Annotated in this window: 12 protein-coding genes; 1 reads left to right on the top strand and 11 read right to left on the bottom strand. The window is 69.9% G+C overall.

Going from position 1 to position 9,622, the window contains the following annotated elements:
• From PHC73_RS07530 to PHC73_RS07480, 11 genes are all read right to left on the bottom strand, one after another.
• Window positions 1-1,027, bottom strand: a 1,027-nt coding sequence (locus PHC73_RS07530; protein WP_366949828.1) for an FHIPEP family type III secretion protein, incomplete at its 3' end; no start/stop codon positions are given.
• Window positions 1,028-1,233: 206 nt separating this feature from the next.
• Window positions 1,234-2,373 carry a flagellar biosynthesis protein FlhB gene (gene flhB, locus PHC73_RS07525; protein WP_300126353.1) on the bottom strand — a complete coding sequence of 380 codons (1,140 nt, stop codon included), beginning with the start codon at window positions 2,371-2,373 and terminating at the stop codon, window positions 1,234-1,236.
• Between the two features lies 1 nt (window position 2,374).
• Complete coding sequence (fliR, locus tag PHC73_RS07520; protein ID WP_300126351.1) at window positions 2,375-3,151, bottom strand: flagellar biosynthetic protein FliR; 777 nt, start codon at window positions 3,149-3,151, stop codon at window positions 2,375-2,377.
• Entirely contained in the window at window positions 3,151-3,420 is a 270-nt protein-coding gene (fliQ, locus tag PHC73_RS07515) for a flagellar biosynthesis protein FliQ (RefSeq protein WP_300126349.1), read from the bottom strand. Before fliQ ends, fliR begins: the two co-directional genes overlap by 1 nt.
• Window positions 3,421-3,427: 7 nt before the next feature.
• The gene (gene fliP / locus PHC73_RS07510) at window positions 3,428-4,162 is read right to left on the bottom strand and encodes a flagellar type III secretion system pore protein FliP (protein WP_300126347.1); all 735 of its coding nucleotides are present in this window, start codon (window positions 4,160-4,162) and stop codon (window positions 3,428-3,430) included.
• Window positions 4,159-4,521 carry a flagellar biosynthetic protein FliO gene (locus PHC73_RS07505; protein ID WP_300126345.1) on the bottom strand — a complete coding sequence of 121 codons (363 nt, stop codon included), beginning with the start codon at window positions 4,519-4,521 and terminating at the stop codon, window positions 4,159-4,161. Before PHC73_RS07505 ends, fliP begins: the two co-directional genes overlap by 4 nt.
• Window positions 4,521-4,835, bottom strand: a complete 315-nt coding sequence (gene fliN / locus PHC73_RS07500) for a flagellar motor switch protein FliN (RefSeq protein WP_366949827.1) — start codon at window positions 4,833-4,835, stop codon at window positions 4,521-4,523. The genes PHC73_RS07505 and fliN overlap by 1 nt, the downstream gene beginning before the upstream one ends.
• Window positions 4,832-5,809: a flagellar motor switch protein FliM gene (locus PHC73_RS07495; RefSeq protein WP_300126343.1), complete on the bottom strand. Its 978-nt coding sequence runs from the start codon at window positions 5,807-5,809 to the stop codon at window positions 4,832-4,834. Before PHC73_RS07495 ends, fliN begins: the two co-directional genes overlap by 4 nt.
• A 1-nt stretch (window position 5,810) precedes the next feature.
• Window positions 5,811-6,317 carry a flagellar basal body-associated protein FliL gene (locus PHC73_RS07490; RefSeq protein WP_300126341.1) on the bottom strand — a complete coding sequence of 169 codons (507 nt, stop codon included), beginning with the start codon at window positions 6,315-6,317 and terminating at the stop codon, window positions 5,811-5,813.
• 323 nt (window positions 6,318-6,640) lie between these two features.
• The gene (locus PHC73_RS07485; RefSeq protein ID WP_300126339.1) at window positions 6,641-8,569 is read right to left on the bottom strand and encodes an acetoacetate--CoA ligase; all 1,929 of its coding nucleotides are present in this window, start codon (window positions 8,567-8,569) and stop codon (window positions 6,641-6,643) included.
• Between the two features lie 72 nt (window positions 8,570-8,641).
• Window positions 8,642-8,878 (bottom strand): CDGSH iron-sulfur domain-containing protein, encoded by a 237-nt coding sequence (locus PHC73_RS07480; RefSeq protein WP_300126337.1) that lies wholly within the window; start codon window positions 8,876-8,878, stop codon window positions 8,642-8,644.
• A 140-nt stretch (window positions 8,879-9,018) separates the two neighbouring features.
• On the opposite strand from PHC73_RS07480, the gene PHC73_RS07475 reads away from it, so the two are divergent.
• On the top strand, window positions 9,019-9,622 hold a 604-nt coding region (locus tag PHC73_RS07475; RefSeq protein WP_300126335.1), incomplete at its 3' end, for a class I SAM-dependent DNA methyltransferase.

Genomic DNA, 9,622 nt, shown 5'->3' with positions numbered 1-9,622 from the left:
CTTCCCAGCCGATTTCCCGGCTTTCCTCGGCCGCCGGCAGCGCCGCCGCGCCGGCGGCGGCCTGCTCGGCACCGGCGGGCGCCGCCCGGCGCCGGGCGAGGCGCCAGGCGGCCCAGACCAGCCCGCCGCCGAGCGTCAGGAAGGCGAAATGCGGCATGCCCGGCACCAGGCCCAGCACGCCGACCAGTCCACCCGCAATGCCGAGCGCGGTCGGATTCGCCAGCAACTGGTTGCTGACCTGCGTGGACACGCTGGCCGATTGCGACACGCGCGTTACCAAAATGGCCGCCGCCACCGACAGCAGCAGCGACGGCACCTGTGCCACCAGGCCATCGCCAATCGTCAGCAGGCTGAACACGCGCAGCGCCTCGCCGGCCGCCATGCCGTGCTGACCCATGCCGATGGCGATGCCACCCAGGATGTTGATGACCAGGATCAGCACGCCGGCGACGGCATCGCCGCGCACGAACTTGCTGGCGCCGTCCATGGCGCCGTAGAAGTCGGCTTCCTGGCGCACTTCCTCGCGCCGGGCCTGCGCCTGCTGCTGGTTGATGATGCCGGCCGACAGATCGGCGTCGATCGCCATCTGCTTGCCGGGCATGGCGTCCAGCGTGAAGCGGGCATTGACTTCCGACACCCGCCCGGCGCCTTTGGTGACCACCACGAAGTTGATGATCATGAGGATGATGAACACCACCAGGCCCACGGCGTAATTGCCGCCGATCACGAACGCGCCGAACGCCTCGATGACGTGCCCGGCCGCCCCGGGGCCGGTGTGGCCGTGCAGCAGCACCAGGCGCGTGGAGGCGACGTTCAGCGCCAGACGCAGCAAGGTGGCCACCAGCAGCAGGGTCGGGAACACCGCAAAGTCCAGCGGGCGCAGCGCGTACACCGCCACCAGCAGCACCACCAGCGACAGGGCGATGTTGAACGTGAACAGCAGGTCCAGCAGCAACGGCGGCAGCGGGATCAGCATCATGCCGAGCAGCGTCAGCACCAGCAGCGGGGTGCCCAGCCCCATCCCCATCAGCGCGCGCCAGTTGCCGATGCGTAGCGTTGCGGTCGTCACGGTGTCGTCTCCTCAGGGTTTGTGAAGAAATGCGCGTCCTGCGCATTTCTTGCGCCGCCCGTCCGGTACACGCCCGGACGGGCTCCCGCGAATCAAGCCCCGCGGGCTCGATTCGCGTCCGGCCATCCCTGGCCGGCCTGAGAGCTTGAAAAATTCACAAGCTCTCAGTCGGCCGTCACTGCGCCGCGCGGGCGCTGCAGCTCTTGCGGCACATCCAGCGCCGGCAGATCGGCAAGACCCTGCTGGCCGGCGCGCAGCTGGTACACCCAAGCCAGCACCTGCGCGACCACCGTGTACAGCTCGCGCGGCACCTCGGCGCCGAGCTTGGTGGTGTAGTACAGCGCGCGCGCCAGCGGCGGCTGCTCCAGGATCGGCACGCCGTGCTCTCTGGCCGCGGCACGAATCTGCTGAGCGACGAAATCAGCGCCCTTGGCTACCAGGCGCGGCGCACCGTCGCGGCCGAGGTCGTAACGCAGCGCCACCGCGTAGTGCGTGGGGTTGGTGATGACCACGGAGGCTTTCGGGATGTCCTGCATCATCCGGCGGCGGGAGAGTTCCTGCTGGCGCTGGCGGATGCGCCCGCGCACCTCCGGCCGGCCCTCGGACTCCTTCATCTCGTCCTTGATGTCCTGGCGCGTCATGCGCAGCTGGCGGGCGTGGTTCCACAGCTGGAACGGCACGTCCACGGCGGCGATCAGCAGTAGCCCCAGCGCAGTCAGGAAAAATGCCTTCGCGGTGAGACCCGCCGCGTGCACGATGGCGCCCGGCATCGGCTCGCTGCCGAGCGCGAGCAGCGCCGGCGCCATCTGCCGCACCACCAGCCAGGCGATGCCGCCCAGCACCAGAAACTTGGCGAGCGCCTTGCCGGTCTCGACCGCGCCCTGGGCCGAAAACACGCGCTTGAGGCCCTTGATGGGATCGAGGCGCTCGAACTTCGGCATGAGGTTTTCGCCGGACAGCAGAAAGCCGCCCAGCAGCAGCGGCGCCACCGCCGCCACCACCAGCGCCAGCAACAACCACGGCGCGAGCGCCCACAGCGCCTGCCCGCAGGCGGCACCCAGGCGCGACACCAGCGCCGCCGGATCGAGCGCGGCGGCGCGGTCGAGCGTGAAACCGCTGCGCATCAGGCCGATGAACACCGACCCCAGATGCCCGCCGAGCGCCCACAGCCCAGCCACGCCCAGCAGCACCAACGCGGCCGAGTTCAGCTCCCGCGAGCGGGCGATCTGGCCCTTGTCCCGCGCGTCCTTAAGACGCTTGGGCGTGGCCTTTTCCGTGCGTTCCTGGCCGGATTCTTCCGCCATCTCAGCGGCCTCCGAACAAGCCGACAAGGCGCTGCGTGGCCTGCCCGAAGATGCCGTCCCACTGGCCGGTCAGCGCCGGCAGCGTCATCAGCACCACCAGCAGGCCGACCAGCAGCGACACCGGAAAGCCGACCGCAAACAGGTTCAGCTGCGGCGCGGCGCGGCTGACCACCGCGAACACCAGGTTCACCACCAGCAGCACCGTGACCGCTGGCAGCGCCACCAAAAGCCCCAGCGCGAACATGTCCGCAATGAAACCGGCCACGGCGCGAAAGTCCGAAAACGCGAGCCCCACCGGCCCCACCGGCAGCGTGGTGAAGCTGTGCGCCAGCAGCTCCAGCAGCAGCAGGTGGCCGTCGGCAGCCAGCATCAGCAGCAGCGCCAGCATCACGTATAGCTGCGACAGGATCGGCACGCTCAAGCCGTTTTGCGGGTCCACCATGGAGGCAAACCCGAGCCCCATGCCGAGCGACACCAGCTCGCCGGCAAACGTCAGCGCGGCCAGGAACAGTTGCAGCAGAAAACCACCCAGCACGCCGATGCCGACCTGCTGCACGGCGGTAAGAAACCCGAGCGGCGACAGGAAATCGACCGCCGGCATGGCCGGCAGCGCCGGCACCAGCAGCGCGGCGAGCAGCGCCGCCAGGCTGACACGCACGCGCACCGGCACGGCGCGCGCGCCGAACAGCGGCGCCGCCAGCAAAAACGCCGACAGGCGCAGGAACGGCCACACGAACTGGCCGACCCAGGCACCGATACGGGCGCTGTCGATGTCCATCAGCCGACGAGGCCCGGGATGGCAGTGATCAGGCGCTGGGTGTAATCGACCAGCGTCTGCAGCAGCCACGGGCCGGTCAGCACCAGCAGCAGCGCCATCGCGACGAGCTTCGGCACGAAGCTCAGCGTCATCTCGTTGATCTGCGTCGCCGCCTGCAGCATGCCGATCACCAGGCCCACCACCAGCATCGCCAGCAGCGGCCCGCCGGCCAGCAGCAGACACATCCACAGCGCCTCGCGGCCGACGTCGAGCACGGTTTGCGGGGTCATCGCGCGCTCACCGGTAGAAGCTGCCGGCGAGCGTGCCGAGCACCAGCGACCAGCCATCCACCAGCACGAACAGCATGATCTTGAACGGCAGCGAGATGATCATCGGTGACAGCATCATCATGCCGAGCGACATCAGCACGCTCGCGACCACGAGATCAATGACCACGAACGGCACGAACAGCAGAAAGCCGATCTGGAACGCCGTTTTCAGCTCGCTGGTCACGAACGCCGCCATCAGCAGCGTGAACGGCACCGCGTCCGGGCTCTCGAAACTTGGCTCCTTGCCGGCGATGCGGGCAAAGGTGGCGATGTCGCTCTCGCGCGTCTGCGCCAGCATGAACTGGCGCAGCGGCGCGGCCGCCTTTTGCGCCGCCTCCGGGAACGCAAGCTCGTCCTTCAGGTAGGGCTGCAGCGCGTCGGCGTTGATGCGCTCCAGCACCGGCCCCATCACGAACAGCGTCAGCAGCAGCGCCATGCCGGCCAGGATCTGCGCCGACGGCGTCTGCCCGGTGCCGAGCGCCTGGCGCAGGATGGCCAGCACGATCACGATGCGCGTGAACGACGTCATCGCCAGCAGCACGCCCGGCAGCAGCGTCAGGAACGTCATCACCGCCAGCACCTGCAGGCTCACGCTCCAGGTCTGGCCGCCGCCGGCGGCCGGCGTCAGCGTGAGCGCCGGCAGGCCGGCCGCCAGCACCGGCAGCGGCGCCAGCAGAATCAAACCCAAGGCGAGGCGCTTCATGCCGCCCCCGGCGCACCGCGGGCGCCGTCGAGGGCGGCGGCGAACGGCGCGGCATCGGCCGGCCCGTCCAGCACCAGCAGCGTCTGCACCCGGCCGGGCGCGACGCCGATCAATACCTGCCGGCCGGCCACCTCCAGCAGCACCGCCCGCTCGCGCGTGCCAAGACTCTGCGCCGCCAGCACACGGATGGCGCCGGCCGCACCGCCGCGCGCCTGCAGGCGCTTCAGCACCACGAACAGGCCGCCGATCAGCCCCACCACCAGCAACAGGCTGACCAGCATCTGCCCACTCGCGGCCAGCGCCGATGGCGCCGCCGCGGCCGGCAGTGGCATCAGCAGCAACAGGCCGGCCGCGCGCATCAGGCGACTCCCGCCGCCCGCGCCGCCGGGCTCACCACTTCGGTGAGCCGAATGCCGAACCTGTCCTCGACCACCACCACCTCGCCGCGCGCCACCAGCGTGCCGTTGGCCAGCACGTCCAGCGGCTCGCCGGCCACGCGGTCGAGTTCCACCACCGCGCCCTGGCCGAGCGCCAGCAGGCGGCCGATGCTCATGCGCGTGCGGCCGACTTCCACCGTCAGCGTGATCGGAATGTCCATGATCAGGCCGAGATCCACGTCGGCCTCGGCGCGCGCCGGCGCCGCGGCGCCCTGTTCGAACTCGGTTTCGCTCACTTTTGCTCTCCTGACTTGCCTGGCGCGCCGACGGCCGGCAGCCGCCCGGTCACCGACACGGCGTTGTTGCCGTTCGAAACACCGAACTCGCCGACGAACAGCGGCCTGCCCTCCACCACCAGGCGGGCCGCGTCGGCGCGCTCGAACGTCAGCACCTCGCCCACCTGCAGCGTGAGCACCCGGCGCAGCGTGGACTGGCGACGCGCCACCTCGGCCCGCAGCGTCAGCGGGCTGTCGAGCAAGCGCGCTTTGAGGGCGGCGCGCCAGGCGCCATCGTCGGCCGGCGCGCTGCTGGCGCCGGCCCGCAGCGCCGGCCAGATGCCCTGCAGCGCCGACATGGGCAGCGCCAGGTGAAAATCGCCACCACCGCCGAGCAGCGCCACCTCGAAGCTCTGCACCAGCACGATTTCCACCGGGTCGATCAGCGACACCAGCAGCGGGTCGACGTCGCTCGGCGCCACGCCCAGGCTCAGCGGCAGCAGCGGCGACCAGGCCGTCTTGAGCTCCGGCAGCAGCAGCTCGAGCAAATTGCCGAGCATGCGTCGCTCGGTGGGTGTCAGGTCGCGACTGCCGGACGGCGCCGTGGCGCGCCCGCCGCCGAAAAAGCTCTCCACCACCGTGAACAGCAGCCCCGGCTCGAGCGCCAGCACGCCGTTGCCGGGCAGCGGCGCCAGCTCCAGGCCGCGCACGCTGGCCCGCTCCGGCAGGCTGTGCACGAAATCGCGGTACTCGCGCAGCTGCGAGCCGCGCGCCGACACCAGCGTATCGCGGCCCAAATAGCGGCCGAGGCTGCGCGTGAATCCCTCGCAGAAGTACTCGGTGATGCGCGCAAGCGCCGGCAGGTCGGCGCCGTCCTGCGCCGGCAGGCGCGAGGCCAGATCGTAGGGCTCGACGCCACGCGCGCCCGGCCGCGCCGGCGCCGCGTCGAGCAGGGCGCTGAGTTCGTCCGGCGTCACCAGCTCGTCGCGCGCCATGTCACTGCATCACGAAGTTGGTGAAGTACAGGCCCTCGAGCGCGTCCGGCGCACCCTGGGCGCGCAGGATGTCCTGCAGCGCCTGTTTGGCCTGCGCACGCAGTGCTTCCTTGCCCTCGCGGCTGGCCAGGGTGGCATAGTCGGCGCCGCTGAACAGCACGATCAGCCGGTCGCGGATGACCGGCATGTGCAGCTTGACCGCCTCCGCCACCTTGGGCTCACGGGTCGCGATCTCGACCGACACCTGCAGGAAACGGATGGCGCCCTGGTCCTCGAAATTGACCACGAAGGCCGGCTCGAGCGCGAGGTAGGTGACCGGCAACTCCACCTTGGCGGGCGGCGCCTGCTCGGTGGCCGGCGCCGCCCGCCCGCCGAGCAGGAACACCGTGGCGCCGATGCTGACCGCCACCAGCGCCAGCGCGCCCAGCCCGATCAGCAGCAGGTTTTTCTTGCCGCCCTTGGCACCGGCCTTGCCGCCGAGCTCCAGATCCGCTTCCCGAGTCGCCATGCCGAAGTGCTCCTGTGCGAGGATTCGGGCGGCCTTAAGCAAATCGGGTGCCAAGCCTATTGGCGGTTTATTTTCAGTGTGTTAATTGAAGCAAACGGTCGGTTGACGCCGCGCCACGCCCGGCCGCGGCGGATTTTTGACGACGCGCCGACCAGGCGGTTGAAAAAGGGCTTCCTGCCCTTTTCCAACTCGGCTCGTCGCGGCACCGGTCCGCGACGGCCTCCGCTTATCGAGCACTCGACGCGCTCGATAAGCGCGCAAGCCATCCCTGGCTTGCCTTAACAGGCCATAGCAGGCCGTTGAAAAAGATTTTCAACGGCCTGCTACAGCACGCCGCGAAAGTGATCGATGGCATCCGGGTTGGCCAGCGCGTCCAGGTTCTTCACCGGCCGGCCGTGGATGGCCTCGCGCACGGCAAGCTCCGCGATCTTGCCGCTGATGGTGCGCGGGATGTCCGGCACGGCGAGGATGTGCGCCGGCACGTGGCGCGGGCTCACGTTGGCGCGGATGGCGTCGCGCAGGCGCCGTTGCAGCGCCTCGTCCAGCACCACCCCCGGCGCCAGGCGCACGAACAGCACCACCTCCACGTCGTCGCCCACCTCGTGGCCCACCGCCACCGCCTCCAGCACCTCGGGATGGCGCTCGACTTCCCGGTACAGCTCGGCGGTGCCGATGCGCACGCCGCCGGGATTGAGCACCGCGTCCGAGCGGCCGTACACCACCATGCCGCCGCGGGCGTTCAGCGCCACGTAGTCGCCGTGGCACCACGCGCCGGGGAATTTCTCGAAGTACGCCGCCCGGTAACGGCTGCCGTCGGGGTCGTTCCAGAAGCCAACCGGCATGGACGGAAACGGCCGCACACACACCAGCTCGCCCTTCTCGCCGATCAGCTCGCGGCCGGCCTCGTCGTACACGCGCACCGCCATGCCGAGCGCGCGCGCCTGCAGCTCGCCGCGGTACACCGGGCCGATCGGGTTGGCGGCGATGAAGCAGCCGCAGATGTCGGTGCCGCCGCTGATCGAGGCCAGCAGCAGGTCGGCCTTGACGTCCCGGTACACGTAATCGAAACCCTCCGGCGCCAACGGCGAGCCGGTCGACAGCAGCGTGCGCAGGGCGGACAAATCGTGCGTGCGCACCGGCCGCACGCCGGCCTTCTCGGCCGCCGCCAGATACTTGGCGCTGGTGCCGAACACCGTCACCCGCTCCTGCTCGGCCACGTCGAACAGCTCGGCCGGGCGCACGAACGGCGCGCCGTCGTACAGGATCAGCGTGCAACCCACGGCCAGCGCGCTCGCCAGCCAGTTCCACATCATCCAGCCGGTGGTGGTGAAATAGATGAGGCGGTCCTCGCGCTTCAGGTCCGTGTGCAGCACGTGCTCCTTTTGATGCTGCAGCAGCGTGCCGCCGGCGCCGTGCACGATGCCCTTCGGCACGCCCGTGGTGCCGGACGAATACAGCACGTACAGCGGGTGGTCGAACGGCAGCGGCGTGAATTGCGGCGCCGCGCCGGCGTGCGCGTCGAGCAGCGCGTCCCAGTCGTGCAGCGCCACCGGCGCCGACTCGACGCGCCACGGCCCATACGGCACCGCCACCACGTGCCGGGTGCTCGGCAGGCCGGCCAGGATTTGCGCCACCGCCGCGCGGCGGTCCTGCGCCTTGCCGTTGTAGTGATAGCCGCCGCAAACGAACACGACTTTGGGCGCGATCTGCCCGAAGCGGTCCAGCACCGCCCGCGCGCCGAAATCCGGCGAGCAGGACGACCAGATGGCACCCACACTCGCCGCCGCCAGCATGGCGACCACCGCCTCCGGGATGTTCGGCAGGTAACCCGCCACCCGGTCGCCCGGCTGCACACCGAAGTCCCGCAATGCCGCCGCGAGCGCGCCCACCTGCGCCGCGAGCTCGGCATGACTCAGCTCGCGCCGGCTGCCGGTCTCGTCGCGGAACACCAGCGCCGGATGGTCGTCCCGCCAGCGCAGCAGGTTCTCGGCGAAGTTGAGCGTGGCGCCCACGAACCAGCGCGCGCCCGGCATGCGGTCCGCATCCTCCAGCACCGCCCGCGGCGGGGTGTGGTGCACGATGCCGCAGAACTCCCACACCGCCCGCCAAAACGCCTGCAGCTCGGTCACCGACCAGTCGTACAGCTGCGCGTAGTCGGCGCCGGGCCGGTAGCGGGCGATGAAGGCGCTGAGGTTCGCGTCCGCGATGCGCTGCGCGGACGGCTGCCACAGGGGCGCGTCGGTGTCGGTCATGCTGAGGTCCAGAAACGACGACGCCCGCGCTTTCGGCCGAAAACGCGGGCGCCGGCAATCAGTGGGAAGGCGTCAAAGCGCGCGGTGCGAGCCATCGCAAAACGGCGGCGTCTTGGTGTGCTTGCAACCGCACCAGGCCAGCGTCGCCTTCTCGGTCACCTTGTATTCCAGCGGCACGAAGCCCGTGCCCTGGTGCGAGCCGTCACAGAACGGCTGGTCGCCCGACTTGCCACAGGCGCACCACCAGTAGGTGCCGGGCTCGGTTTCCTCGACGTAGGGGCCCTTCTGGGCAATCTGCGGATCGGCCATCGGTTTCTCCTGATATTCGGTTGGGGCGGCCAGGCGCCGCGGCCGATAAAACACCGCGCCCGGCGGGCTGTCAATCGCGCCGGGTGCGGCTGGCACAATGCCGCCCCCGCCGCCTGCGGCATCGCATACCCCCTCCGACCATGGCACGCAACGACAACGGCCGCAACGGCGTCAATACCCGCCCGCACCTCGGCTTCGAAGCCGAGCTCTTCAAGGCCGCCGACAAGCTGCGCGGCAACATGGAGCCTTCCGATTACAAGCACGTCGTGCTGGGCCTCGTCTTTCTCAAGTACATCTCGGACGCGTTCGACGCCAAGCACCGCGCCTTGCTCGCCGAAGACCCTCGAGTCGCCGAGGACCGCGACGAGTACCTGGCCGACAACATCTTCTGGGTACCCCCGGCGGCGCGCTGGTCCCACCTGCAGGCCAACGCCAAGCGCCCGGAGATCGGCAGCCTCATCGACGACGCCATGCGCGCCATCGAGCGCGACAACGAGTCGCTCAAAGGCGTACTGCCCAAAGACTACGCCCGCCCGGCGCTCAACAAGGTGATGCTCGGCGAGCTCATCGACCTGCTGTCCAACATCGGCCTGGGCGAGGAAGCCAACCGCGCCAAAGACGTGCTCGGCCGCGTGTACGAATACTTCCTCGGCCAGTTCGCCGGCGCCGAAGGCAAGCGCGGCGGCGAGTTCTACACGCCCCGCTCGGTGGTGCGCGTGCTGGTGGAGATGCTCGAACCCTACC

It is taken from the genome of Immundisolibacter sp., from assembly GCF_028696615.1.
GTDB lineage: Bacteria > Pseudomonadota > Gammaproteobacteria > Immundisolibacterales > Immundisolibacteraceae > Immundisolibacter.
Note: the sequence above shows the minus strand (reverse complement) of the source record. Positions and strands in the feature narration are given on the sequence as shown.

What these genes read in the sequence shown, in the direction of transcription:
- PHC73_RS07505 (WP_300126345.1), bottom strand. Translation starts at nt 4,521, where the DNA reads ATGCGCGCGGCCGGCCTGTTGCTGCTGATGCCACTGCCGGCCGCGGCG.
- flhB (WP_300126353.1), bottom strand. Translation starts at nt 2,373, where the DNA reads ATGGCGGAAGAATCCGGCCAGGAACGCACGGAAAAGGCCACGCCCAAG.
- fliQ (WP_300126349.1), bottom strand. Translation starts at nt 3,420, where the DNA reads ATGACCCCGCAAACCGTGCTCGACGTCGGCCGCGAGGCGCTGTGGATG.
- PHC73_RS07480 (WP_300126337.1), bottom strand. Translation starts at nt 8,878, where the DNA reads ATGGCCGATCCGCAGATTGCCCAGAAGGGCCCCTACGTCGAGGAAACC.
- fliP (WP_300126347.1), bottom strand. Translation starts at nt 4,162, where the DNA reads ATGAAGCGCCTCGCCTTGGGTTTGATTCTGCTGGCGCCGCTGCCGGTG.
- PHC73_RS07495 (WP_300126343.1), bottom strand. Translation starts at nt 5,809, where the DNA reads ATGGCGCGCGACGAGCTGGTGACGCCGGACGAACTCAGCGCCCTGCTC.
- PHC73_RS07485 (WP_300126339.1), bottom strand. Translation starts at nt 8,569, where the DNA reads ATGACCGACACCGACGCGCCCCTGTGGCAGCCGTCCGCGCAGCGCATC.
- PHC73_RS07490 (WP_300126341.1), bottom strand. Translation starts at nt 6,317, where the DNA reads ATGGCGACTCGGGAAGCGGATCTGGAGCTCGGCGGCAAGGCCGGTGCC.
- fliR (WP_300126351.1), bottom strand. Translation starts at nt 3,151, where the DNA reads ATGGACATCGACAGCGCCCGTATCGGTGCCTGGGTCGGCCAGTTCGTG.